We start from the raw sequence: 23,853 nt of genomic DNA, 5'->3' as shown, positions 1-23,853 counted from the left end.
CAAAACGTTGCGTGCCGCGGGCGCTCACTCGGACAGCCAGCCCGCGAGGTCGTCGACGACCGCCTCCGAGACGTTCCCCGGCCGGAAGTACTCGCTCGGGTTCGGGTCGCCCTCGCCGGCCACGAACAGGTGGTTCAGGTCGTCGTAGAGCGCGGTGTTCGACTCGCCGAGCGCCGCCCGCCACGCCGGGAAGTCCTCGCTCGGGCTGACCTGGTAGTCCCGCCCGCCCTGCAGCGCGTAGACCGGCGTGTCGAGGCCCTCGGCGACCGCTACGGGGTCGTAGTCGGCGGCGTCCCGCCAGAACGACGGCCCCCAGTCGAAGCCGCCGTCCTCGTAGTTCCCGTCGGCCAGTCGGTCGCTCGTCGCCTCCACGGCGTCTATCTGCTCCTGCTCCGCGTCCGTCACCGTCCCGTCGAGACTGGCGAGGTACCGCACCTGGTCGGGGACGAGCTCGTAGAGCGGGCGGGACGGCGCTGCGAGCAGGAACGCCGCCGCGTCACCGTCCTCGCTGGCGATACGGGGCGCGGCGTACGCGCCGAGGCTGTGGCCGACGACCGCCACATCTCCCACGTCAGTCTCCGCCCGGAGGCGGTCGAGCGCGGTCAGGGCGTCGTCGACGACCAGCGGTCCGAGTCCGAGTTCGCTCGTCGCAACGTCACAGGCGTTCGTGCGCTTGTCGTACCGGAGGACGGCGACGCCCTCGCTCGCGAGCCCCCAGGCCAGGTCCTTCAGGGGCTTGTTCGGGCCAATGGTTTCGTCGCGGTCGTTGGGCCCCGAGCCGTGGACGAGCACCACGCCGGTCTCGGCCCCGCCCTCGGGCGTCGTGAGCGTCGCGCCGAGCCCGCAGTCGGGGGTGTCGAGTGTGAGTTCGCGCTCCGAGAACGACGACTGGTCGGCGTACGACGGCGGCGAGTACGACCCGGCCGGCGGCAGAAACTGGACCCCCTCGACGTTCGCGCCCTGGAACGCCACCTGGACAGCCACGACGCCCGCCTCGAACTGCGCGCGCACCACGAGTACGTCGTAGCCCTGGTTCGTCGTTCGTTCGACGCCCCCCGTCCCGACGAACGAGCCCTGCTCGCCGACCGTCTGCTCCCAGGCCGACTCGAGCGCGGAGACCGAGAGCTGCTCGCGCACGGCCGACGAGAGCAGGCCGTGGGCCGTCTCGTAGTCGCCGTCGGCCAGCAGTCGGACCAGTCGCAGTGCCGTCTCGCGCTGGTCGTCCTCGGAGACGTCCGTGGCGGTCGACTCGGCCGTGGTCGTCGTTTCACTGGTCGTGGTCCCGGTCGTCTCGGTCGTCGCTGCCGAGCCGTCACCGTCGACGCAGCCCGCGAGCGCCGCGATCGCGACGCCGCCGACCCCTCGGAGGAGGTGGCGGCGGCCAGTCTCTGCCGGAGACCACGTCGAGTCGCGTGAGGGCATTGTACCTGAACTGTCGGTCGGCCCGGCCTTGTACGTTTCCAGTACGCCGGTTCGGCAAGCGAACTGACAGCTCGATACGGGCGCGGCTGTAAACCGTTAAGTAGCGACGCGCGCGACTCCGAACACGCAATGAGTGACCTCCCGGACGATTTCAAGTGCACTATCACCAACTGGGAGTACATCTACGGACTCTGCCGGAGCGTCAGCGACCAGGTCAAAGACTCCGAGTTCGAGCCCGACGTGGTCGTGGCGCTCGCGCGCGGCGGCTGGTTCGCGGGCCGGTGTCTCTGTGACTTCCTCGGCCTCGACGACCTCACGAGCCTGAAGATGGAACACTACGTCGGCACGGCACAGAAGTCCGGCGAGCCAGAGGTGCGGTACCCGATGCCGGAGGGCTCCGTCGAGGACAAGGACGTGCTCATCATCGACGACATCGCGGACACCGGCGGCTCCATCGAGCACGCCCAGGAGTACGTCGAGGACCGCGAGCCGAACTCCGTCCGCACCGCGACCCTCCAGCTCCTCGGGACCAGCGAGTTCGAGCCGGACTACGTCGGCGAGCGACTCGACGAGTGGGCGTGGATCGTCTACCCGTGGAACTTCATCGAGGACATGGTCGACGTCATCTCCGGCGTCATGGAGACCGACGGCGACGGCCCCTACACAGCCGAGGAGATTCGGACGCTGCTCGCGGACTACCACGACGTCGAACGCATCCAGATGGAGATCGCCCAGCCCGACCGCCTCGACGAGGTGCTCACCGAGATGGTGCGCCGCGACGTGCTCGTGGAGCCGGACGACGGCGAGTGGGCGCTCGCGGGCGACTAACCGAACGCGCTCCGCCACGACTCCTCCCGCCGCACTCCGATTCTTTTAGGACGCTGCCGGCACCACACGAGGACATGATCGGCTTCATCGGCGGGTCCGGCATCTACGAGGCGCTGCCCCTGAACGACGTCCGCGAAGAGGACATCTCGACGCCGTACGGCGACCCGAGTGCGCCCGTGACGGTCGGCGAGTTCGGCGACACCGGCACCGAGGTCGCGTTCCTGCCGCGGCACGGCCCCGACCACCAGCGGTCGCCGACGAACCTCCCGTACCGAGCGAACATCTACGCGCTCAAGCAGCTCGGCGTCGAGCGCATCCTCGCGTCGAACGCCGTCGGCAGCCTCAAGGAGGAGCTGTCCCCGCAGACGCTGGTCGTCCCGGACCAGATTTTCGACCGGACGAAGCACCGCGACTCGACGTTCTTCGGGGACGGCGTGGTCGTCCACCAGCCGTTCGCGGACCCCTACTGCCCGCACATGGTCGAACACCTCCACGACGCCGCCGAAGACGCGACCGACGCGGACTCCCAGAAGGGCGGCACCTACGTCTGCATCGAGGGCCCGCAGTACTCGACGCGCGCCGAGTCGGAGTTCTACAAGAGCCAGGGCTGGGACCTCGTCGGCATGACCGCCATCCCAGAGGCGAAGCTCGCCCGGGAAGCCGAGATGTGTTACGCGACTGTCGCTGGCGTCACCGACTACGACGTGTGGAAGGCCGACAGCGAGGTCACGCTCGACGAAGTTCTGGAGAACGCCGCCGCCAACGAGGACGCCATCAAGGCGACCGTCGAACACGCCATCGAGACGCTGCCCGAGGAGCGGGACTGCGACTGCGGGCACAGCCTCGAAGGCACCGTGAACACGCCGACGGAGGCCATCCCCGAGGACACCCGAGAGCGCGTCGACCCGATTCTCGGCGACTACCTGTAGCACGCCGAACGCACTAAGATTCGGGCGAGTAGACACAAAATGTAAATACCGGTCTCACGTTGGTTATGATAAGTATGAATGGTGACGTGGACGCGCAGGCGTTCTCGACGGAGCTCGCCGAGCTCAAACGCGGCGGCTGCACAGTCCTCGTCGCCAGCGACGCTCCCGGCCGGAGCGCCGCCTGCCAGCGCCTGCTCGGCGCACCCGAACTCGACCGCAGTCACGTCTTCCTCACCACGTCGGCGGACGTCTCCGAAATCCTCGACCGACACCGGCCCCGCCGCACCGACCCCGGGTCGTTCGCCGTCGTCGACGCCACCCCCGACACGCGGAGCGCGGCCGCGGCCAGCGCCGCGACGACCCCGCAGCCCGCTGCGGGCGACGACTGGTACGCTCGCGTCTCCGACCAGACGGACTTCGACGACCTCTACGCGACCACACGGGACGCGCTCGACCGCGTCGCCTCTGACGCCGACGCCCCCAGCGAGGTCCGGCTCTGTCTCGACGGCCTCGACCCGCTGCTGGAAGCCGTCGAAGCCGGGGACGCCTCCGAAGAGGGGCTGTTCCGGCTCCTCCACCTTCTGTCGGGTGCCGTCCGCGACGTCGACGGCATGGGACACGTCCACGTCTCCGAGACGGTCGGCGACGGCCGACTTGGCACGTTCGAGCCGCTGTTCGATGCCACCGTCGACATCGAGACGACCGCGACCGGGGACGCCCGCCAGCGCTGGCGGCTCCACGACTCCGGCCGCGAGACCGGCTGGTTCCAGCTCTAAATCGTCGCCGGCTCCCGTCCTTCTGCAGCGTCGACGTCGCAGACCCAGAGGTCGCCGAACAGGTCGTCCTGTTCCAGCGTGACCGCACCCCGGTGCGCGAGAAAGAGCAAGGCGAGGAACGTCTCGACTCTGGACGGGCCGGCGTCCGCGATCTCGCGGTAGAGGACCTCCGTCCGGCCCGATTCGTACTGCTCGTCGAGCACCACCTCGACGTCCGCGATGGTCGCCTCGATGTCCTCCTCGTGGGCGTTCCCGAGGGCGTCCTCCGCGGTCGGCTCGTCGTCCATCCGGAACTCGTCGCCGCTGTGGTAATCGAGTTCCTGGACGCCGCGCCGGAACCCCTGCGGGCTCTCCGAGGTGTCGTACTCGCGGGACTCTTTCCACCACGACCCGCGCTCGGCCTCCCGGAGTTCGCGCACGAGTTCGTCCAGCGTCTCCGGGCTCCCGCGGGCGTGCTTGCGCTCCAGCCGGCGGTCCATCTCGGACTCCAGGGCCGCTACCGGGTCGTAGGCCGGCTGCTCGCCGTCCTCACCCGGCGGCGGGGGCTCCCAGGGCGCGCGCTCGGGCTCCTCCTCGTCGGGCTCGTCGTCCTCGCCGTCGTCGAGCATCGCGTCGCTCTTCATCCGCAGCAGCACGCTCGCGTAGAACAGCGCCCGCCCGGACGTCCGCAGGTCGGCCTCGTCGAGCGCCGCCAGGAACTCGTCGGTCACCGCGACGATGTCGATGTCCCATGGCTCGATGTCACCCCGCTTCGCCAACTGCACGAGCAACTCCACGGGCTCGACTTCGTCGTCCTCCGGGTTCGGCTCGGGATCCGCCGGCGACTCTTCGAGCAGGGACTCGGCGTCCACGATTTCGTCGCTGCCGTCGTCCTTGTCGGCATCGGCCGCGGTTTCGCCGCCACCGAACACCGCTCCCGCGTCGTCGCCGTCGCGCTCCTGCTTGCGGTCTTCGTGGCCGGTGATGTCGAGCGGGATGTCGCCACCGTCGGTACGCTCCTCTTCCGATTCGTCGCTGTCTCGCGGCTCGTTCCGCTCACCGCTCGCCTTCTCCGAGGGCTCCGTCGCCTCCGGCTCTCCTTGCTCGCGGGTCGCGTTGCTCCCCGCTCGCTCTGTCGCGGACTCGCTACGCTCGTCCGCGCTGCCCTCGCTAGTCATCGGCTGTCGCCCCCTGCGCGGAGAGGTCGATGCCGGTGACGACGCTCTGGTTGTTCTCCTGCATCGTCACGCCGATGGCGCGCTCGGACCGGTCGAGCATCGCCGACCGGTGGCTGACGACCACGAACTGGGCGTCGCCCGCGAGCTCGTCGACGAGTTCGCCGACGCGGTCGGCGTTCACGGCGTCGAGGAACGCGTCCACCTCGTCGAGTGCGTAGAACGGCGCGGGGTTGTGCCGCTGGATTGCGAAGATGAACGCGAGCGCGGTCAGGGACTTCTCCCCGCCGCTCATCGCGTCCAGCCGCTGGACCGGCTTGTCCGCGGGCTGGGCCTTCATCGTCAGCCCGCCCTCGAAGGGGTCCTCGGGGTCGTCGAGTTCGAGTTCGCCGGTGCCCGCCGAGAGCCGGGAGAAGATGCGCTGGAAGTGCTCGTTGATGGCGTCGAACGCCTCCATGAACGTCGCCTTCTTCTGCTCGTCGTAGCGCGCGATGCGGTCTCGGATGCCCTCGGCCTCCTCCACGAGCGTCTCCCGCTTGGCTTCGAGGTCGTCGAGGTCGGCCTCCACGTCGTCGTACTCCTCGATGGCGAGCATGTTCACGGGCTCCAGGGCCTCCATGCGGCGCTCCAGGCGCGCGACGTTCTCCTCGACCTCGTCTAAGTCTGGAATCTCCTCGGGGTCGTAGTCCCCGACGGCGTCTTCCAGTTCGTCGATTTCCTCGCTGAGTTTCTCTTCGGCCGTCCGCAGGCTCTCTAGGCGGTTCCGGACCGTCTCGACCTCGCTGGCTTGCTCGTCGCGGGCGTCCTTCGCCTCCCGGAGGTCCGCCTTGAGGTCTTCACGCTCGCTCTTGAGGTCCGCAAGCTCCGCTTCCAGTTCGGCGACGGCTTCCTCTTTCTCCTCCAGTTCGGCCTGCTTGGTCTCGATGTCGGCCTCCAGTTCCTCGATGCGTTCCTGCTGGTCTGCCTTCCGGTTCTGGGCGTCCTCGATGTCGTCGTGGAGGTCCTCGACGGCGTCCTCGGCGTACTCCTTCTCCAGTTCGAGGCTGTTCAGTTCGCCGTCGAGGTCGTCCACGCGGTCCTCTAGGTCCGCGATTTCGGCCTCGATGTCCTCCTTCTCCGCGGTGAGTTCGGGAATCTTTGAGTCCGCGAGCTCGGCTTCGAGTTCCTCCACGGAGGCCTCCAGATCGGCAATCTCGTCTTGCTTCTCGGCGATGTCGGCCTCGATGGCCTGCATCTCCTCGTCGACGTCCTCGCGCTCCGCCCGGAGCTCCTCGATGCGTGCCTCCCGGGCTTCGATGCGCCCCTCGGCGGCCTCGCGGTCGGACTCGGCGGCCTCGATGTCGTTCTGGATGGACCGCACCTGGTCGGTAGCGTCCTGCCGGCGGTCCCGCGCGTCGTCCAGCCGCTGGTCGATCTCGCGGATGTCCTGCCTGATGTCCTCGCGTTCGTCCTCGAGGCGCTGGATGCGCTCGGCGACCCGTTCGAGTTGCCCCTTGCCGGACTTCGAGAACGAGTACCGGGAGCCCGACCGGCTGCCGCCCGTCATCGCGCCGGACTTCTCCACGAGGTCACCGTCCAGCGTCACGAGCCGGTAGTCGCCCATCAGGTCCCGCGCCGTCTCCATGTCCTCAACGACGAGCGTGTCCCCGAGCACGTACGAGAAGACCGCCGCGTACTGCGAATCGAAGTCCACGAGGTTGTACGCGAAGTCCACCACGCCCGGCACGCTCGGTGCGCTCGGCAGCGACCGGTTGTGCATCTCCGTGATGGGGAGAAACGTCGCGCGGCCCGCGTTGCGCTGTTTGAGGTACTCGATGCAGCGCTGACCGACGCTGTCGTCGTCCACCACTACGTTCGCCAGCCGGCCACCCGCCGCCGTCTCGCACGCGGTCGCGTACTGCTCGCGCACGCCCCCGAGCTGGCCGACGGTGCCGTGGACGCCCTCTTTCCCGCTGTTCAGGACGGTCGTCACGGCCTTCCCGTACGAGGAGTCACCGGACTGGTCGGCCTGCGCCTCCAGGCGCGCGTACTCCTCCTGGGCCGCCGAGAGGTCGTCCTCGACCTCCGCGAGGTCGTCCTGGCGCTCGGACTTCTCCTGCTTGAGGTCCTCGACGACGCCGTTGATCTGCTCGCGGTTCTTCTTCGCCTTCTCCAGTTCGTTCGCGAGCTCGTCGAGTTTCGCGTCCAGTTCGGGAATCTCCTCGCGTGCGTCCTCCAGTTCGCTCTCGGCCTCGTCCAGCTCCTCGCTGCGACGTTTCGCCTCGTCGAGCAGCCGGTCCTGCTCGCGCTGCAGGTCGTTGCGCTCGCTTTTGGCGGCCTCGATGGCCTCCTTCTTCTCCGCCAACTCGGCCTTGAGCTCGTCGAACTCCGTGTCGACGGACTCGATTTCGGCCTCCACGTCCGCGAGGTCGCTGCGGCGCTCCTGGACGTCGGCCGTCACCGACGCCTTCTCGACTTTGACGTCCTTGATGTCGTCGTCGAGTTCGTCGATCTGCTCCTGCTTGCGGTCGATCTCGACGAACGCCTCCCGGCGCTCGGCCTCCGCGTCCTGGATGCGGTCCTCACAGGCCTCGACCTTGTCCTCCAGCCGCGAGATGTCGCCCTTCACCTCCTCCATCTCGCGCTTGATGGCGAGCTGCTCGTCCTCGCCCTTGCGCTCGATGTCGGCGTTCAGGTCTTCGAGGTCCTCTTCGAGGCGGAGGACGGTGCCGCGGCGCTCGTCGAGTTCCGCTTCCAGGTCATCGAGTTCGGCCTCCCGGTCGGCGATGTCCGCCCGAGTCGCCTCCACGTCGGCGCGCTTCTCCTCCAGTTCGGCGGCCTTCGCGTAGCTCTCGTACTCTTCTTTCTCGTCTTGGAGACCTTTGTACTCCAGTGCGGTCTCCCGCTCGTCGGCGAGCTGTTCGAGGCGGTCGCGTTTCTCCTCGATTTTCAGGTCGGCCTCGCCGATGCGCTCCTCGACGACCTCCAGTTCGTCGAAGGCGTCGCCCTTCTTCGCGTCGAACTCCGCGACGCCCGCGATCTCGTCGACGATTTCGCGGCGCTCGCCAGCGGTCATGTTGATGATGCCGGTGACGTCGCCCTGCATCACGACGTTGTAGCCCTCGGGGGCCACGCCAGCCTGCGCGAGCAGGTCCTGGATGTCCGAGAGGTTCACCGACCGCCCGTTCAGGTAGTAGTACGAGTAGTAGTTGTCGTCGGTGCGTTTCACCCGACGCTTCACGGTAATCGTGTCCACGTCACCGACGCTGTCCGAGCCCGCGGCGGTCGTCACCTGCGAGCGGGAGAGCGTGTCGTCCTCGTTGTTCAGGACGACCTCGACGCTGGCTTCCGCCGGGCCGGACGTGCCTTCGGCGTCCTCGTGCGCCGGGTTGTAGATGAGGTCGGTGAGCTTCTCGGCGCGCATCCCCGACGTGCGGGCCAGCCCCAGCGAGAACAGCACGGCGTCGATGATGTTCGACTTCCCGGAGCCGTTCGGCCCGCTGATGGTGGTGAAATCCTCGTAGAAGGGGATGCGAGTCGTTCCCGCGAAGCTCTTGAAGTTCTCGAGGACGATTTCGTCGATGTACATTGGGGAACGGAGCCGTCCTCAGGCGACGATGATGTCGTCCAGGCCCGACTCCTCGTTGTCCGTCGCCTCGTCCTCGGCCGTCTTAGGCGCTTCGTCTGCCTCGCCGGCCGGCGTGACCGGCTCCTCCTCGCGGGCCTCGCGGAGCTCCGAAGTCGAGGGCGTCCGGTCGAGTTCCCCCTCGAGCGTTCGGATGCGCTCGCTGGCGTCGACGAGCTCCTCGGTCAGTCCGCGCACGGTCGCCTCCAGCTCGGCGACGCGGTCTTCCAGTTCGTCCACGCGGTCGTCGTCGCTCATACCGTGTGAACCGGTCTCGATACGTAAAAGGGTGTATCGGACGTGCGTCAGACAAACATACTGAATCTAACCTGTCTGCGGGGCCGGGGGCTTCGTTACTCCTAAGCGGGCGCGCCGAGAATCCGGGAGCAATGAGTGCGCAGGCAGCCGAACGGGACCTCGCGGCCGTCATCGGTCTCGAAGTCCACGTGCAACTGGAGACGGACACCAAAATCTTCTGTGGGTGTTCGACGGACACCGCCGACGCCGACCCGAACACGCACACGTGCCCGGTCTGTCTGGGCCTGCCGGGCGCGCTGCCCGTGCTGAACGAGGGGGCCGTCGAAGCCGCGGTCAAACTCGGGAAGGCAATCGACGCCGACATCCCCGAGCGGACGCGCTTCCACCGGAAGAACTACTTCTACCCCGACCTCCCGAAGGGCTTCCAGATCACGCAGTACGACGCGCCGGTCTGCCAGGACGGCGAACTGGAGGTCGGTACGGGCGACGACCGGCGCGCTATCGGCATCGAGCGCGCGCACCTCGAAGAGGACCCGGGCAGCCTCCAGCACGTCGGCGGCAGCATCGAGGACGCCGATCACACGCTCGTGGACTACAACCGCGCCGGCACACCGCTGATGGAGATTGTCACCCGGCCGGACTTCCGCGAGGCCGAGGAGGTCCGGGCGTTCCTCGCGAAGCTCACCGAGGTCCTGGAGTACCTCGGCATCTTCGACGCCGAGCGCGACGGCAGCCTGCGCGTCGACGCGAACATCTCGATGGTGGACAGCGAAGAGCTGGCGGGCGAGGACGGGCCCAGCGACGAGGTTCTGGAGTCCGCGAACCGCACCGAGGTGAAGAACATCTCCAGCCACCGCGCCGCCCAGAAAGCCCTCGCGTACGAGATTACCCGGCAGCGCAACCAGCTCGAGCGCGGGATGGCCGTCGAGCAGGAGACCCGCCACTGGGACGAGGCCCGCGGCGTCACGGTCTCGATGCGGTCGAAAGAGGAGGAGAAAGACTACCGGTACTTCCGGGAGGCCGACATCCCGCCGCTGGAGGTCTCGGACTGGAAGGAGGAGATTCCGATTCCGGAGTTGCCGGACGCGCGCCGCGAGCGCTTCCAGACCGAGTACGGCGTCGGCGGCGAGACTGCGTCGAAGCTCACCTCACGGAAGGCCGTCGCGGACCTCTTCGAGGAGCTCGCCGACGAGTACGACGCCGACCTCGCCGCGACCTGGGTGGCCGACAACATTCTCGGCGAACTCAACTACCGCGACCTCTCGCTGGACGACGTGGCCGACCGCTACGACGAGTTCGAGCGCCTCGTCGAACTCGTCGCTGAGGACGAGATCACGTCGAAGAACGCCGAGGAGGTCGTGTTGCGCTCGATGCTGGACGAGGACCGCGACCCCGACGATGTCGTCGAATCCGAGGGCCTCGGGAAGACCTCGGGGGACGCGGTCGCCGACGCCGTCGCCGAAGCCATCGAGGAGAACCCCGACGCCGTCGCGGACTACCACGACGGCGAGAGCGACGCCCTGAACTTCCTCGTCGGGCAGGTGATGGCGAAGACCGGTGGCAGCGCCGACCCCGGTCAGGTCAACGAACTGCTGCGAGAAGAACTGGCGTAACTCCGGCCCACTCGCTGCGGTCTCCCACTGCTCGTCCTCGCCGCCACTGGGTCACTACGGTTCTGTGTCCGTCCGGTCGAACCCGACGGCTGCTGGCCGCAGGCCAGTGACGACACCGAGGGCGACACCGAGGCAGCCGACGAGCATCCAGCCGGTGCCGGTCCCCGTGCCTGCTGTGGCTCCAATCCCGGTTCCGGTGTACCCAGAGACGAACACGACCACACCGAGTGTGGCGTATCCAGCGCCCGCGAGCCAGTGTCCTTCGACGAACTCGGGGCGTCTGTCCGGGGTGCCGGCGAGGACGAACGCGACGCCGGCCGCGACGAGCAGCCCCGACTGTCCGGTGAGTCCGGCTGGCTGGCCCGAGACAGCCGACACTGCAAGCAGCCCGCTTCCGAGACACACCAGGAACGCTCCGAACACCGGTGCCGCTTCGCTCCGAATCACGGTGGCGACGACAGTCGGTGTCGAAATAGTTTTTCTGTGTCTCCGGACCCGACCGACATCACTCCGGGAAGCCGTCCGGACCGAGGCCGAAGTTGCCCGGCCGGAAGATGTACGACAGCCCGACGAATGCGAGGCTGAGGCCCCCGAGAACGACCGCAGCGGTGTATGCAAGTCCGTCGTCGGCATCTGCCCCGGCCAGCTCGGAGACGACCAGCGACGCGCCGAGCGCGACGTTCCCAGCTCCGAGCAGCCGGTGGGGGCCGACGCGCTCGCGGAGGCGGCTCTCGGTCCCCGAGAGTATCATGAGCACACCGGCGACGACGAGGAGCACAGCCTGCGCGCCGAGGTCGAGCGGCGGCGGGTACGAGAGGGCCACGACGCCGACCCCGAGCGGGACGAGTACGAGGCTGAGCAGCCGCGAGTACTGGTAGCGGTTCATGGGCGAGGTGAGCCGACCCACGGGGGTAGTTCTTGCGTGCGCTCGCAGGCGCTGCGAGCGCACGGGCGAGCCCCCGACTGCGCACCCGCGGGCACCCGAGTCCGCGGACGCCCGAGCGCGCCTTGACCCGGCGCTTGATTGCGATTATGGCGTGCGAAATCTTTACCCGGAGTCCCAGCTTACAGTCTCCAACGACACCCGCAGGGGTCGATACATCGTGGAACTCATCGTCACAGAGAAGAACAACGCCGCGCGACGCATCGCCGAGATTCTCTCCGAGGGGGGAGCCTCGACGAGCCAGGTCGCCGGCGTCAACGTCTACGAGTGGGGTGGCCGACGCTGCATCGGGCTGTCGGGCCACGTCGTCGGGGTCGACTTCCCGCCGGAGTACAGCGACTGGCGGGACGTCGAGCCCGCGGAACTGGTCCACGCCGACGTGGTGAAGCAGCCGACCCAGGAGGACATCGTGAACGCCCTCCAGCGGCTCGCCCGCGAGGCGGACGACGTGGTCATCGCGACCGACTACGACCGCGAGGGCGAACTCATCGGGAAGGAGGCGTTCGAACTCGTCCGCGAGGTGAACGAGGAGGTGCCCGTCCAGCGCGTCCGGTTCTCCTCCATCACGGACAACGAGGTCCGGTCGGCGTTCGCGGACCCCGACGACATCGACTTCGACCTCGCTGCGGCCGGAGAGGCCCGTCAGGTCGTCGACCTGATGTGGGGTGCCGCGCTCACGCGGTTCCTCTCGCTGTCGGCGGGCCAGATGGGCGAGGACTTCATCTCGGTCGGCCGCGTGCAGTCGCCGACGCTGAAGCTCATCGTGGACAAGGAACGCGAGATTCAGGCCTTCGAGCCCGACGACTACTGGGAGCTGTTCGCCGACCTCGGGAAAGACGATTCGACCTTCGAGGCCCAGTACTTCTACGAGAACCCCGAGGACGGCACGGAGGCAGAGCGCGTCTGGGACGAGGACGACGCCGAGGCGGCCTTCGACGTGCTGCGGCAGGCCGGCGAGGCGGTCGTCGATTCCGTCTCCCGACGGACCCGCACCGACGACCCGCCGGCACCGTTCAACACCACGCAGTTCATCCGAGCAGCGGGCTCGCTGGGGTACTCGGCGGGTCGCGCGATGAGCATCGCGGAGGACCTCTACACCGCGGGCTACATCACGTACCCCCGCACCGACAACACCGTCTACCCGGACGACCTCGACGAGCGCGAACTACTGGAGGCCTTCCAGAACACCGTGTTCGGCGACGACGCCGAGTCGCTGCTCGAACAGGACCGCCTCTCGCCGACGGAGGGCGACGAGGAGACGACCGACCACCCGCCGATTCACCCGACCGCCGACTTCCCGGACCGGAACCAGCTCTCCGAGGACGAGTGGGAGGTGTACGAGCTCGTCGTGCGGCGGTTCTTCGCGACGGTCGCCGAACCCGCCGAGTGGGCGCACCTCCGCGTCGTCGCGGACGCCGACGGCGAGTCCCTGAAGGCCAACGGGAAGCGCCTCGTCGAGGAGGGCTACCACGCGGTCTACCCCTACTACGACAGCTCCGAGAACTACGTGCCAGCCGTCGAGGAGGGCGACGCGCTCGCCATCGCGGACGCCCGGCTGGACGCCAAGCAGACCCAGCCGCCCCGCCGGTACGGCCAGAGCCGGCTCATCGAGACGATGGAGTCCATGGGCATCGGGACGAAGTCGACGCGCCACAACACCATCGAGAAGCTCTACGACCGCGGCTACATCGAGGGCGACCCGCCGCGGCCGACGACGCTCGCCGAGGCCGTCGTGGCGGCCGCCGAGGAGTACGCCGACCTCGTCGTCAGCGAGGAGATGACCAGCGAACTGGAGGCCGACATGACGGCCATCGCCGAGGGCGAGAAGAACCTCGAAGACGTCACGGCGGAGTCCCGGGAGATGCTCGACCGGGTGTTCGACGAACTCACGGCGTCCCGCGAGGAACTCGGCGAACACCTCCGCACGTCGCTGAAGGCGGACAAGACCCTCGGACCGTGTCCCGAGTGCGGCGACACGCTGCTCGTCCGGCAGTCCCGGACCGGCTCGTACTTCGTCGGCTGCGACGGCTACCCCGAGTGCCGGTTCACGCTCCCGCTGCCTTCCAGCGGCGAGCCACTGGTCCTCGACGACGTCTGTGATGACCATGACCTCCACGAGGTGAAGATGCTCGCCGGCCGCAACACGTTCGTCCACGGCTGCCCGCTGTGCGCGGCCGAGGAGGCCGACGAGTCCGAGGACCGCGTCATCGGACCGTGCCCGGACTGTGGAGAAGAGCACGGCGGCGAACTCGCCATCAAGCAGCTCCAGTCGGGCAGCCGGCTCGTCGGCTGCAACCGCTACCCGGACTGCGAGTACTCGCTACCGCTGCCGCGCCGCGGCGACATCGAGGTCACGGAGACGTACTGCGACGACCACGACCTCCCCGAACTCGTCGTCTACGACGGCGAGGACGACGACGACCCGTGGGAGCTCGGCTGCCCCATCTGCAACTACGAGGAGTACCAGGAGCGCCAGCGTCAGAAGGGTCTGGAAGCCTTGGACGGCGTCGGCCCGAAGACCGCTGAGAAACTCGAAGACGCCGGCGTGGAGGACGTCGGCGACCTCGCGGACGCCGACCCCGAGGGCGTCGCGGAGCAGGTCTCCGGCGTCAGCGCCGATAAAGTCCGGGACTGGCAGGCACAGGCGGACTGACGGCTGCCGGACTGGTTCTGAGAAGTGGTCGGCGGGCAGACGCCCGCGGACCCGAGCGTGTGACGTGCGGCTCCCCCGAGCGCCGCAGTCCACCAGTGGGCCCCCTCCAAGTGACGTGTTTCGGTCCCGGCGGAAGGGGCCGCGATTCGCCGACTCGACGGGGGAGGCGCTGCGGTCAAGTGGGTGCGGCGACTACCCCGGGTCGTGCGGCTCGACGACTACATCGACGACCTGCAGCCGGACGGCGAGCAGCGGCGGCGACAGCAACTCGCCGAGGAGAAGTCCTACGAGATTCTGGACTTCGTCGACGACGTCGAGCAGGGCGTTCAGGACGCCGTGCAGGGCGACAGCCTCGTGGGCGCGACGGCACCGTCGGTGTTCGTCGGGCGGTCGTCGTACCCGGACGTGTCGGCGGGCATCCTCTCGCCGGTCGCCGGGGACGCCGACCCCGAGGAGTTCGCGACGAGCGGCGAGTGGTACCAGCAGGGCCTCGGCATCGACAACGTCCTCCAGTACCGGACGGGCCTGCTGAACTCGCGTCGGGCGGCGAACGTGAACGTCCACGACGTCTGGGACGGCTTCGTCGGCACGCAGCGCGAGGTCGCGATGGCCGACCGGCCGGTCGACGTCGAAATCGGACTCTCCGACACCCCCGAGTTCGACCGCGACGAGTACACGAACCCGGCGGCGAACGCGCCGTCGGGGCCGAACGCGCGGGCGGAGTCCGCCGACCTCGGGGAGAATCCCCACGTGCCGCGGTACGTCGAGAAGACACTGGAGGACGACGACTGGGCGGCCGAGGGCGCGATGACGTACCTCTACCGGCGCGGGCTGGACGTGTACGACGTGAACCGAGTACTCTCGGTTGGCGCGCTCGGGCAGGCCCAGCACCGCCGGCTGGTCCCGACGCGGTGGTCGATTACGGCCGTGGACGACACCGTCGGCCAGTACCTCCGCGGGACCATCCGGGACGCGCCGAGCGTCGACGAGGTCACCGTCCACGTCAACGAGTACATGGGGAACCGCTACTGGGTGGTGCTCGCGCCCGGGCGCTGGGAGTACGAACTCGTTGAGATGAAGGCACCGGGCAGCATCTGGAACCCCGACCCCGGCGGCGACCTCTGGATGGCCTCGGCGAGCGAGGGCTACGAGGGCCGAACGGGATACGTCGACGAGACGGCGGGCGCGTACTACGCTGCCCGCCTCGGCGTCCTCGAACACCTCTCGGACATCGGCCGGCAGGCGAAAGCCCTCGTCCTCCGCGAGGTCAGCGACGACTACTGGGCACCGGTCGGCGTCTGGCAGGTCCGAGAGAGCGTCCGCAACGCCTTCGACGGCACGCCGGGCGAGGCCGAGACGTTCCACGGCGCAGTCGCCGAAATCAGCGACCACCTCCCGGTCTCGCTGGCCGCGCTGCGCCGAAAGTCAGACATGGTCGCGGGCGTCCAGAGCGACCTCTCGGAGTTCGCCTAGACTTTTCAGCGAGCCGGTTGTCAGTGGAGCCATGCCCCTCCCCCCCGCGTTCGTCGGCGGACTGCCCGGCGGCATGGAACTGGCCGTGATATTCCTCATACTGCTGTTGATACTCGTCCCGGTCGCCCTCGTCGTGCTCGCGCTCCAGTACCTCCGGGACGGTTCCGGCGACTCCGAGCTCGAACGCCGCGTCGAGAACCTCGAAGGCCAAGTCGAGGTGCTCCGCGAGGAACTCCGCGACCACGAGGGCGACTGAAGGGAACTGGTTCGAGACGACGAAGCTGCCTCGCTGTGTCGAAATCCCCGACTTTCGAGTACCTCGGAACGCTCGAACGGTGACTGGCGTGAGCCGTGGCCCGACGCGACGAGTAGCACCGGGGTTTTTCGAGGGGCCACCCCAACCCCGCACCATGGAATCGGCCACATCGAGCGGTAGTCAGTCGAGCGGCAGTCGCGGGCGCGCGGTCCTCGTCGCGGCCGGTCTCGCCATCCTTGGGCTCGGTCTCGCGTCCATCATCAGCATCCCCGTAGCGTTGGCGTACTCGGCGCTGACAAACACGGCCGTCGGAGACCTCGGAATTGTTGCCGGACTGGCCATCAGTCTAGTGAGCCTCCATGGCATCGCCTTCCCACTCGTCGCATGGGGGTACGTCCGGCGGCGCGGCGTCGGCTGGTCGTTCGTCCCAGCGTCGATGCCCTCGCTGAGCGCCGTGAAGTACATCGTCGGCGGCTACCTCGGTGCCTTCGGTGCCCTCATCGTCATCTCGATGCTGGTCGCGCTGTTGGCCGTCGAACCGGCGCAGAACTCCGCTGGGACCGCCGCCCTGGAGAACCCCGGCATCATCCCCTACCTCGTCGTCCTCCAGTTCCTGCTCGTCGGCCCGGGCGAGGAACTGCTCTTCCGCGGCATCATCCAGGGGTCGCTGCGCGAGCACTTCGACGCCTGGCCCGCCATTCTGCTGACATCGATGGTGTTTGCGCCCATCCACATCACGGCACTCTCCGGCGGCCCGGCGGCCGTCGCGACGACCATCGGCATCCTCTTCGTTCCGAGCATCGTCTTCGGCTACCTCTACGAGAAGACCGACAACATCGTCGTCCCCGCACTCACCCACGGCCTCTACAACGCCACGCTGTTCGGCATCACGTACCTCGGCACCCAGATCGAACAGACGCCCGAACTCCTCGCGCTGTAACTGAACCGACGCGAGGCTGAAGTACCGCCCGCAAAACAAGTTCTCCTCGAACGCAGTCAGTTCCCGGTCTGGCCCCAGTCGAAGCCGGCCTCGCCGCCGTCGGTCACTGCGGTCGACCCGTCGTCGGTCCGTGGTCGGTCGCTGTCGGGCGTCGGCTGCTGGCTCGCGTCGACGCCGCCGTCGTCGCCGCCGGCGTCAGCGGGCACGTCGAAGTCGTCGAGCATCGCCGCGAGCGCCGCCGTGCGGTCTGCGAGTTCCTCCATCTGGTCGGCCACTTCGTCGGTCGCCTCCGTCTGGTCGGCGGCCGACGTCGCGACCGTGTCGGCTTCCGCTGCGGTCTCCTCGCTGACCGATGCGACCTCTTCGACCATCCCGACCACGTCGGTCACGGACTGCGCGCCCTGGTCGGTCGCGTCCGAAATCTCCTGGACGGCGTGGTTGACCGTCGCCACCTCGTCGACGATGGCCTCGAAGTCCCGGAGCACGCCCTCGGTCTTCGTGATTTTGCGCTCGACCTCCGCGTCCACCTCGCCGATGGCCGTCGACGCGTCCTCGGCTTTCGTCGTCACCGCGTCCACGATTTCCGAGATGTCCGCCGCCTGCTCGCGGGTCTCCTCTGCGAGGCTCTTCACTTCGTCGGCGACCACGGCGAAGCCGTCGCCGTCGCCGTCCGTGCGCGCCGCCTCGATGGAGGCGTTCAGCGCCAGCATGTTCGTCTCCTCGGCGATGTCCTCGATGAGCGCCGTGATGCCGTCGATGCGCTCGACCTCCTCGGCCAGCGACTCGACGGTCTCGGCGACGGCCTGGCTCTGCTCGCGCAGCGTCCGCAGCTCGTCGATGGTGTCCTCAACCTCGCCGCGCCCCTCCTCGCCGCGGTCGGCGGCCGCCTGCGCCGTCCCCGCGACGTCGTCGGCGCTCGCCGCAATCTCCTCGACGGTCGCCGAGACGGTGTCCATCTCGGCCGCGATGTCGTTCAACTGCGTCGTCTGCTCGTTCGCGCCGGACGCGATCTCGTCGACGCTCGCCGACACCTCGGCGCTCTTCGCGGCGACCTCGTCGACGCGGTCGTCGGTCGTCTCCGAGACGTCTAGCACCGCGTCGGAGAACGTCTGGATGTCGGCGATGGTGTCGCCGAGCGTTCCGAGGAGGTCGTTGAAGTCCTCGACAACGGCGCGGTGTTCGTCGGCCACCGCCAGGCTGTCGGCGTCGACGGTCGCGGTGAGGTCGCCGGCGCGCGCCGCCTCCGTCGCCGCCGAGAGCGCGTCTACGAGCCGTTCGAGCTGCTCGGACTGTCGCTCTAACTCCGCCTGCTGGGCCTCTAGCTCCGCTGTCTTCGACTCCAGTTCCTCCGTGTACGACTCCATGCTCTCCGCCATCTCGGTGAGGCTCTCACCGAACTGTCCCGGCACTTCGGCCTTCATCGCGGGGTCGTCGAAGTCCTGCCGCGCGAGCGCGTCGGCCTGCCGGGACACCGTCGCGAGGTTCGCCTGCATCCGCCGGAACGACTCCACGAGACTCGCGATTTCGTCGTCGCGGTCCGAGAACGGCAGGTCGGCCGCCTGAAAGTCACCGGCCGCGATGTCGTCGGCCGCCGCTTCGAGGTCGACCAGCGGGTCGACGAAGTCCCGCTCGGCGATGAGGTACGTGTTGAAGAACGCCACGACCGACAGCACGAGTGTCGCCCCGACGCCCGCGACCTGCCAGAAGCCCGTGGTGAAGACCGCGAGCGCCGCCATCGCGACTGCCGCCAGGAACTGGAGGCCGACGGCAGCCAGAATCTTGCGTTCGACGCTGCCGGCCACGCCGAGCTCCTCCATGCACCACCACAGGAGGCCTTCGTACGTACTCCGGAGAGTCATATTTCGTCCTCACAGTCGGCGTGTAAAATGGTTCCGCCCCCATCCCGGCGCGTGGGAATCGCGCTGTCGCGCGGTCCCGCGCCGCTACTCCGTCTCGACGGGCCCGACGCCGATGGCCGACCGCACCTCGGATTCGAACTCGGCGCGCGTCTCGAAGTACGGGCAGTCCACGTCTTCGAGCACCGCGGAGAGCTCGCGGGGGCCGTCCGACGTCCGCACGACGGTGTCGCCTTCCTTCCGGTCGACCTCGCTCTTCTGGATGCCCCACGTCAGCCGGGAGGCCACCCGAGAGACCGGTGCCCCCTCGACGGGCTCGCCGTCGCCGAGTTCGACGGCGGGTGCGTCCTCCTCCTCGTCGTTGTCGTCGCTCATACCGGCGGCTTCGGGAGGCCCCCGATTCAAGCTTTCGAAGCGGGTCGCGTCTGACGTAGTGTTTTTATCCTGCAACCACAATGCCACTGCATGACCAGCCTCGGGGAGGCGTACGACAACCGCGGCGGCGCGGCGAGCACCCGCCGGGTCTACCTCGGCACCGGGTTGTTCGCCGCGGGCGCGCTGCTCGTCGTCGGGGGTATCCTCGCGGGGGCGACCGGCGTGCTGGTGTCGAACGGCTTCGGCATCTACGAGAGCCGCGAAATCGCGGGCATCCTCGCCGGCCTCGGCGTCCCGGCGGTGTTCGTCGGCATCTTCACGGTGTTGCCCGCGAACCGCCTGCAGCGCGCGGCCGCTGCAATCGGCTCCGGGCTTGCAGTACTCGGTGTGATGCTGTTCCGGGTCGCGTACCCGCTCCAGTGGTACGCGTCTGGCTCCGGCGTCCCGTCGACGACGACGCTGGCGTTCATCGTCGTGTACGCCGCCGGCATCATCACGACGTTCTGGTGTCTGTTCACGGCGGTCGCGACGTTCAAGACCAGAAACGACCCCGGCGGAACGGTGACGATGACCGTCGAGAAGAACGGGGAGACGCACACCGTCGAGGTGCCGACGACGGACCTCGAGAGCGCACGCGAGAAGCTCACTCAGGAGGGGTTCGGCGGCGTCGGCGTCTTCGGCGGCGTCGAGGACCCAGAGCAGCGGACGCGAGCGAACGCCTCCGAGCCGGAGCCAGCGCCGGCGACCGGCACACGCAATACGACCTCCTCGATGTCCGAACCGTCCTCCAGGCCCGGCGCGTCGGCGTCGCTCTCGGACGGCGGCGCGGCGAGCCAGGACATCTCCTCGCCGCTGGACGACGCCGACGCCCGGGACGGCCCGGGGCCGGACCGGTACTGCGGGAACTGCACGCACTTCGACTACGTCGACACCGACGACGGCATGCAGCCGTACTGCGGCCTCTACGAGGAGGAGATGGACGACATGGAGGCCTGCGAGTGGTGGGAGTCCAACAACTAGGGGAGCCGCGCTTCCACGTCCTCCCAGTGACTCCCGCGGTAGAACTGCTGGCCGCAATTCCGACACGCCCAGACCGGGGCGGCGTCGTCGGGGACGTACTCGGCCGCGTTTTCTCCGGCCCCGAGTTCGCGTAGCTCGCCGTTACACGAGCCACAGCGCTCGCCCGCCGACAGCGAGAGGGCGACGCCCGTGGCCGCGAGTTCGCGGAGCTGTTCGTCGACGTCCTTCGATTCGAGGCGGACTGCGTCCCGCGCTCGCTCGGCGAGCTGTCGGTCGCGCGTGAGTAGTACTCTGTCCTCCCCTTCGGCGAGCGCGAGCACGTCGTCGTCGGCTTCGATGCCTCGGTCCAGACAGTAGACGGTGTCGTGGCCGCACATCCGGCAGATACGGGCGAGGCTGCCGAGCATCGCGTCGGCCAGCAGCCTCACGAGTCGAGGAACTCGCGGACGCCCGCCGCGTCCCGCGCGTTCAGCACGTCGCCGGCCTCGGCCCAGCCGCGGCGGGCCGTGTGGACGCCGTACTCGACGTTCTCGAACTCGGTGGCGGCGTGCGCGTCCGTGTTCACGGCGATGGTCGCGCCCGCTTCGACGGCGGCCTGCACGGCGCTCCCCCAGAGGTCGAGCCGGTGGGGGTTCGAGTTCACCTCCAGGGCGGTGCCAGCAGCCGCGGCCGCCTCGGCGAGTTCGCGGGGGTCGAACTCCATCGCGGGGCGCTGGTTGATGAGTCGGCCCGACGGGTGGCCGAGCACGTCGACGTGTGGGTGTTCGACCGCACGAATCAGGCGCTCGGTCTGGTCGCCGCCGTCGTCGCCGAGGCCGCTGTGGGGGCTGGCGACCACGAGGTCGAGGTCCGCGAGCACGTCGTCGCTCACCGCGCCGACGTTCCCGTCCGCGTCGACGTTCGCCTCGACGCCGTGGAAGACAGTCAAGTCGGTGTCCTCGCGCACTCGTTCGATGGTCTCGGCCTGCTCCCGGAGGTCGGCGTCGGAGAGCCCGGTCTCTGAGACGATGCCGGGGCCCGTGGCGTGGTCGGAGACGCAGAGGTAGTCGTGACCGAACTCGGCCGCGCCCGCCGCGAGGTTAGCGACCGACAGCGCGCCGTCCGACCACTCAGTGTGCGTGTGGAGGTCGCCGCGCACGTCCTCGACCGCGACGAGGTCCGGGAGGTCGCCGTCCGCGGCAGCCGCCAGTTCGCCGCGGTGCTCGCGGAGTTCCGGGGGAATCCACGGGAGGCCGACGGCGTCGTAGACTTCTTCCTCGGTCTCGCTCGCGAGCAGTTCGCCGACGCGCTGCCCCTCGTCCTCCTCGTCGACCTCGGAGAGGTCGAAGACGCCGTACTCGTTGACCTTCAGGCCCCGGTCGACGGCGTCGTCGCGCAACTCGACGTTGTGGGCCTTGCTGCCCGTGAAGTACTGGAGGGCGGCCCCGAACTCCGCCTCGACGACGACCCGGAGGTCGACGCGCTGCCCGTCGACGCGCACGCTCGTCTTCGTCTCGCCTTGGTCGAGTACTTCGTCGACGCGCTCCCAGTCCGCCAGCGCCTCCCCGACCGCCGCGCCGTCGCCGCTCGCCGCGAGCACGTCCACGTCGCCGATGGTCGGCTTCCAGCGCCGCAGCGACCCGGCGACGTCCACGCGCTCGACCGCGTCGACACCTGCGAGGAACTCCAGTACGTCCTCGGCCGCGGGCCGAGCGTCACCCAGCAGTTCGCGCTCCTGGGCCTGTCGCGCGAACGGGATGCCGTCGAGGATGTTCTGCTCGGTGGTCGCGCCGAACCCCGAGACCTCCCGGATGTCGCCCGCCCGCGCGGCGTCTTCGAGGTCGTCGAGCGTCCGGACGCCGAGCGCGCCGTAGAGCCGCCCGACGGTCTTCGGGCCGACGCCCTCCACGGACGTGAGTTCGGCCATGTCCACCGGCAACGCCTCGCGCTCGGCCTCCAACTCCTCGATTGATCCGGTTTTGACGTACTCCACGATTTTCGACGCGATTGCGTCGCCGACGCCGCTGATGTCCGCGACCGCGTCCTCGCCCTCGGCCGCGAGTTCCTCGACGGCCCCCGGGTGGTCGCGGACGTTCTCCGCCGCTCGCCGGTACGTGTTCGGCTTGTACTCGACGTCCTGGGCCTCCAGGAGGTCGGCGTACTCCTCCAGTAGCCCCGCGACCTCGGCGTTCCGGCTCACCGGCGAACTCCCTCGTTGTCGTCTCTCCCGAGCGCGTCCTGCAGGAAGGAGAACCAGCGCTTCTTGTCCGCGCGCTCCTGGGCCTCCGCTTCGGCCTCGATGTTCGTCGGCCCCAGGTTCTCCAGGGCGTGGAGCGCCCGGTCCAGCCCGATGACCACCTCGGCCTCCCGTTCGCCCTCCTCGCGTGAGATGTCTCCCTCCTCGATGCGCTCCCGGCGTTCCTTCCGTTCCCGCCGGAGCAGCCGCTTGGCTTGGCTCACTTCGCTCCGGAGGTCGTCGGGCACCCGGTCGTGGCGTTTCACCTCGAAGACGAAGTCGGCCAACTCCAGGCGCTCGCCCTGCACGTCGACCTCGTCGGGAATCGACGCTCCCACCGTCGCCGACTCCCGATCGACGCGCTCTATGAGCTGCTTCCGCTCGAACTCGCGCATAGGCGACCTATGGGCTGCGATTCAAATAGGTGCCGGGGTGCCGAACCGGCCGGGCGTCCGAGGAGACCGGCCCCGAAGGAGTGCCGTCGCGACCGCAGTCGATTTCGCCGTTTCTCTCGCCGACCCAAAGCCCTAACCCGAGTCCACTCCAAGCCTCGCCCGATGGCGACGTGTGACAGGTGTGGCACGCAGGAACCGATGCCATACCAGTGTCGGCTCTGTGGCGGCACCTACTGCTCCGACCACCGGCTGCCGGAGAACCACGAGTGTCCCGGCCTGGACAACTGGGGGGACCCGGACGGCGTCTTCGACAGCGGGTTCGACGACAGCGTCGACGACCGCGGGGGTGGCGGCCGCTCCCGTGGTGGTGGGGGTGTCGCCGACGCGCTCTCCATAGACACTGGACCGGGAAGCACGCTCGCGTACTTCCGCGGGAACCTCTCGTTCCTCTTCCTCGCGCTGATGTGGACGACGTTCGTCGTCCAGTACGCCGTCGCGCCGCTGCTCGGTGTGGCCCAGGGCAGCCCGGCGTGGTACAACATCTTCACCGTGAACACCGCACACCCCGAGTACGTCTGGACGTGGCTGGTGTCGGTGTTCTCCCACGGCGGGTTCACGCACATCGTGTTCAACAGCATCGTGCTGTACTTCTTCGGGCCGGTCGTCGAGGACCGCATCGGCTCGCGGAAGTTCGCCGCGCTGTTCCTCGCGGCCGGCGTCCTCGCCGGACTCGCGCAGGTCGGCGCGAGCATTGTGGTGAACCCCGACGTGCTCGGGCTCCCTCTCATCGGGCTGCCGAGTCAGTCCGCCGTCCTCGGCGCGAGCGGCGCGATATCGGGGCTGATGGGTGTTCTCACGGTTCTGAACCCGAACCTCAGAATCTACCTCTACTTCATTATCCCGGTGCCCCTGTGGGTCGCGACGGCGCTGTTCGCTGGGTACGCAATCCTGATGTCGGGCGCGGGCGGCATCGGCGCGGGCGGCGTCGCGCAGCTCGCGCACCTCGCCGGCCTCGGCATCGGGCTGGCGTACGGCGCGAAACTCAAGCGAGACGGAGCGCGCGCGCCCAAGCAAATCCAGTTCGGCGGCGGTGGCCCGGGCGGCCCCGGCGGCGGGATGGGCGGGCCGGGACGCCGGCGCTGA

The 23,853-nt window shown here is 68.7% G+C and carries 21 protein-coding genes; 10 read left to right on the top strand and 11 right to left on the bottom strand.

Translation table 11 applies throughout. The features are described 5' to 3' along the window. Positions 1-24: 24 nt before the first annotated feature. Positions 25-1,422, bottom strand: a complete 1,398-nt coding sequence (locus BMW35_RS05910; RefSeq protein ID WP_089668452.1) for an alpha/beta hydrolase — start codon at positions 1,420-1,422, stop codon at positions 25-27. A 129-nt stretch (positions 1,423-1,551) separates the two neighbouring features. Between BMW35_RS05910 and BMW35_RS05905 the strand changes: the two genes are divergently transcribed. The 3 genes from BMW35_RS05905 (at position 1,552) to BMW35_RS05895 (ending at position 3,955) form a co-directional block, all read left to right on the top strand. After that, positions 1,552-2,250 carry a phosphoribosyltransferase gene (locus BMW35_RS05905; protein WP_089668451.1) on the top strand — a complete coding sequence of 233 codons (699 nt, stop codon included), beginning with the start codon at positions 1,552-1,554 and terminating at the stop codon, positions 2,248-2,250. A gap of 74 nt (positions 2,251-2,324) precedes the next feature. After that, entirely contained in the window at positions 2,325-3,179 is an 855-nt protein-coding gene (gene mtnP, locus BMW35_RS05900) for an S-methyl-5'-thioadenosine phosphorylase (protein ID WP_089668450.1), read from the top strand. 74 nt (positions 3,180-3,253) lie between these two features. Continuing rightward, entirely contained in the window at positions 3,254-3,955 is a 702-nt protein-coding gene (locus BMW35_RS05895; protein ID WP_089668449.1) for a DUF7504 family protein, read from the top strand. Here the strand turns inward: BMW35_RS05895 and BMW35_RS05890 are convergent. Genes BMW35_RS05890 through BMW35_RS05880 form a run of 3 tightly spaced genes read right to left on the bottom strand, consistent with a single transcriptional unit; the run spans position 3,952 to position 8,971 of the window. Beyond that, positions 3,952-5,112: a segregation/condensation protein A gene (locus BMW35_RS05890; protein ID WP_089668448.1), complete on the bottom strand. Its 1,161-nt coding sequence runs from the start codon at positions 5,110-5,112 to the stop codon at positions 3,952-3,954. The two genes, BMW35_RS05895 and BMW35_RS05890, sit on opposite strands and share 4 nt — an antisense overlap. Further along, positions 5,105-8,677 carry a chromosome segregation protein SMC gene (smc, locus tag BMW35_RS05885; RefSeq protein ID WP_089668447.1) on the bottom strand — a complete coding sequence of 1,191 codons (3,573 nt, stop codon included), beginning with the start codon at positions 8,675-8,677 and terminating at the stop codon, positions 5,105-5,107. Before smc ends, BMW35_RS05890 begins: the two co-directional genes overlap by 8 nt. A gap of 18 nt (positions 8,678-8,695) precedes the next feature. After that, positions 8,696-8,971: a DUF7518 family protein gene (locus tag BMW35_RS05880; RefSeq protein ID WP_089668446.1), complete on the bottom strand. Its 276-nt coding sequence runs from the start codon at positions 8,969-8,971 to the stop codon at positions 8,696-8,698. A gap of 131 nt (positions 8,972-9,102) precedes the next feature. Here BMW35_RS05880 and gatB point away from each other — a divergent pair, with 131 nt between their 5' ends. After that, entirely contained in the window at positions 9,103-10,584 is a 1,482-nt protein-coding gene (gene gatB, locus BMW35_RS05875; protein WP_089668445.1) for an Asp-tRNA(Asn)/Glu-tRNA(Gln) amidotransferase subunit GatB, read from the top strand. A 54-nt stretch (positions 10,585-10,638) separates the two neighbouring features. On the opposite strand, the gene BMW35_RS05870 is transcribed toward gatB, so the two are convergent. Both BMW35_RS05870 and BMW35_RS05865 read right to left on the bottom strand, forming a co-directional pair. After that, positions 10,639-11,031 (bottom strand): DUF7994 family protein, encoded by a 393-nt coding sequence (locus tag BMW35_RS05870; RefSeq protein WP_089668444.1) that lies wholly within the window; start codon positions 11,029-11,031, stop codon positions 10,639-10,641. A gap of 58 nt (positions 11,032-11,089) precedes the next feature. Further along, on the bottom strand, positions 11,090-11,470 hold the full coding sequence (locus tag BMW35_RS05865) for a DUF7994 family protein (RefSeq protein WP_245708142.1): 381 nt from the start codon (positions 11,468-11,470) through the stop codon (positions 11,090-11,092). A gap of 217 nt (positions 11,471-11,687) precedes the next feature. Here BMW35_RS05865 and BMW35_RS05860 point away from each other — a divergent pair, with 217 nt between their 5' ends. The 4 genes from BMW35_RS05860 (at position 11,688) to BMW35_RS05845 (ending at position 16,849) form a co-directional block, all read left to right on the top strand. Continuing rightward, entirely contained in the window at positions 11,688-14,180 is a 2,493-nt protein-coding gene (locus tag BMW35_RS05860) for a DNA topoisomerase I (RefSeq protein WP_089668442.1), read from the top strand. A gap of 204 nt (positions 14,181-14,384) precedes the next feature. Beyond that, positions 14,385-15,653, top strand: a complete 1,269-nt coding sequence (nreA, locus tag BMW35_RS05855; protein WP_089668441.1) for a DNA repair protein NreA — start codon at positions 14,385-14,387, stop codon at positions 15,651-15,653. Between the two features lie 31 nt (positions 15,654-15,684). After that, positions 15,685-15,909 carry a hypothetical protein gene (locus BMW35_RS05850; RefSeq protein ID WP_089668440.1) on the top strand — a complete coding sequence of 75 codons (225 nt, stop codon included), beginning with the start codon at positions 15,685-15,687 and terminating at the stop codon, positions 15,907-15,909. A 154-nt stretch (positions 15,910-16,063) separates the two neighbouring features. After that, positions 16,064-16,849 (top strand): CPBP family intramembrane glutamic endopeptidase, encoded by a 786-nt coding sequence (locus BMW35_RS05845; RefSeq protein ID WP_089668439.1) that lies wholly within the window; start codon positions 16,064-16,066, stop codon positions 16,847-16,849. A gap of 56 nt (positions 16,850-16,905) precedes the next feature. On the opposite strand, the gene BMW35_RS05840 is transcribed toward BMW35_RS05845, so the two are convergent. Together BMW35_RS05840 and BMW35_RS05835 are read right to left on the bottom strand one after the other, a co-directional pair. Further along, on the bottom strand, positions 16,906-18,708 hold the full coding sequence (locus tag BMW35_RS05840; protein WP_089668438.1) for a methyl-accepting chemotaxis protein: 1,803 nt from the start codon (positions 18,706-18,708) through the stop codon (positions 16,906-16,908). Positions 18,709-18,792: 84 nt separating this feature from the next. Beyond that, the gene (locus tag BMW35_RS05835) at positions 18,793-19,080 is read right to left on the bottom strand and encodes a DUF5789 family protein (protein WP_089668437.1); all 288 of its coding nucleotides are present in this window, start codon (positions 19,078-19,080) and stop codon (positions 18,793-18,795) included. Between the two features lie 90 nt (positions 19,081-19,170). On the opposite strand from BMW35_RS05835, the gene BMW35_RS05830 reads away from it, so the two are divergent. Beyond that, positions 19,171-20,100 carry a cell division protein CdpA domain-containing protein gene (locus BMW35_RS05830; protein ID WP_089668436.1) on the top strand — a complete coding sequence of 310 codons (930 nt, stop codon included), beginning with the start codon at positions 19,171-19,173 and terminating at the stop codon, positions 20,098-20,100. Here BMW35_RS05830 and BMW35_RS05825 read toward each other — a convergent pair. From BMW35_RS05825 to BMW35_RS05815, 3 genes are read right to left on the bottom strand one after another with little or no spacing between them, the layout of a single operon-like run. Continuing rightward, positions 20,097-20,528 (bottom strand): Mut7-C RNAse domain-containing protein, encoded by a 432-nt coding sequence (locus tag BMW35_RS05825; RefSeq protein WP_089668435.1) that lies wholly within the window; start codon positions 20,526-20,528, stop codon positions 20,097-20,099. The genes BMW35_RS05830 and BMW35_RS05825 overlap by 4 nt on opposite strands. Beyond that, positions 20,525-22,279 (bottom strand): DNA polymerase/3'-5' exonuclease PolX, encoded by a 1,755-nt coding sequence (polX, locus tag BMW35_RS05820; protein WP_089668434.1) that lies wholly within the window; start codon positions 22,277-22,279, stop codon positions 20,525-20,527. The genes BMW35_RS05825 and polX overlap by 4 nt, the downstream gene beginning before the upstream one ends. Beyond that, positions 22,276-22,710: a DUF5788 family protein gene (locus BMW35_RS05815; RefSeq protein ID WP_089668433.1), complete on the bottom strand. Its 435-nt coding sequence runs from the start codon at positions 22,708-22,710 to the stop codon at positions 22,276-22,278. The genes polX and BMW35_RS05815 overlap by 4 nt, the downstream gene beginning before the upstream one ends. A gap of 162 nt (positions 22,711-22,872) precedes the next feature. On the opposite strand from BMW35_RS05815, the gene BMW35_RS05810 reads away from it, so the two are divergent. After that, complete coding sequence (locus BMW35_RS05810) at positions 22,873-23,853, top strand: rhomboid family intramembrane serine protease (protein WP_089668432.1); 981 nt, start codon at positions 22,873-22,875, stop codon at positions 23,851-23,853.

Origin of the sequence: Halobacterium jilantaiense (assembly GCF_900110535.1) — an archaeon.
Classification (GTDB): Archaea; Halobacteriota; Halobacteria; order Halobacteriales; family Halobacteriaceae; genus Halobacterium; species Halobacterium jilantaiense.
Note: the sequence above shows the minus strand (reverse complement) of the source record. Positions and strands in the feature narration are given on the sequence as shown.

Excerpts from the sequence above, each read along its gene's own strand:
- BMW35_RS05910 (WP_089668452.1), bottom strand. The coding sequence starts at position 1,422 with ATGCCCTCACGCGACTCGACGTGGTCTCCGGCAGAGACTGGCCGCCGC.
- BMW35_RS05905 (WP_089668451.1), top strand. The coding sequence starts at position 1,552 with ATGAGTGACCTCCCGGACGATTTCAAGTGCACTATCACCAACTGGGAG.
- mtnP (WP_089668450.1), top strand. The coding sequence starts at position 2,325 with ATGATCGGCTTCATCGGCGGGTCCGGCATCTACGAGGCGCTGCCCCTG.
- BMW35_RS05895 (WP_089668449.1), top strand. The coding sequence starts at position 3,254 with ATGAATGGTGACGTGGACGCGCAGGCGTTCTCGACGGAGCTCGCCGAG.
- BMW35_RS05890 (WP_089668448.1), bottom strand. The coding sequence starts at position 5,112 with ATGACTAGCGAGGGCAGCGCGGACGAGCGTAGCGAGTCCGCGACAGAG.
- smc (WP_089668447.1), bottom strand. The coding sequence starts at position 8,677 with ATGTACATCGACGAAATCGTCCTCGAGAACTTCAAGAGCTTCGCGGGA.
- BMW35_RS05880 (WP_089668446.1), bottom strand. The coding sequence starts at position 8,971 with ATGAGCGACGACGACCGCGTGGACGAACTGGAAGACCGCGTCGCCGAG.
- gatB (WP_089668445.1), top strand. The coding sequence starts at position 9,103 with ATGAGTGCGCAGGCAGCCGAACGGGACCTCGCGGCCGTCATCGGTCTC.
- BMW35_RS05865 (WP_245708142.1), bottom strand. The coding sequence starts at position 11,470 with ATGAACCGCTACCAGTACTCGCGGCTGCTCAGCCTCGTACTCGTCCCG.
- BMW35_RS05850 (WP_089668440.1), top strand. The coding sequence starts at position 15,685 with ATGCCCCTCCCCCCCGCGTTCGTCGGCGGACTGCCCGGCGGCATGGAA.
- BMW35_RS05845 (WP_089668439.1), top strand. The coding sequence starts at position 16,064 with ATGGAATCGGCCACATCGAGCGGTAGTCAGTCGAGCGGCAGTCGCGGG.
- BMW35_RS05840 (WP_089668438.1), bottom strand. The coding sequence starts at position 18,708 with ATGACTCTCCGGAGTACGTACGAAGGCCTCCTGTGGTGGTGCATGGAG.
- BMW35_RS05835 (WP_089668437.1), bottom strand. The coding sequence starts at position 19,080 with ATGAGCGACGACAACGACGAGGAGGAGGACGCACCCGCCGTCGAACTC.
- BMW35_RS05830 (WP_089668436.1), top strand. The coding sequence starts at position 19,171 with ATGACCAGCCTCGGGGAGGCGTACGACAACCGCGGCGGCGCGGCGAGC.
- BMW35_RS05815 (WP_089668433.1), bottom strand. The coding sequence starts at position 22,710 with ATGCGCGAGTTCGAGCGGAAGCAGCTCATAGAGCGCGTCGATCGGGAG.
- BMW35_RS05810 (WP_089668432.1), top strand. The coding sequence starts at position 22,873 with ATGGCGACGTGTGACAGGTGTGGCACGCAGGAACCGATGCCATACCAG.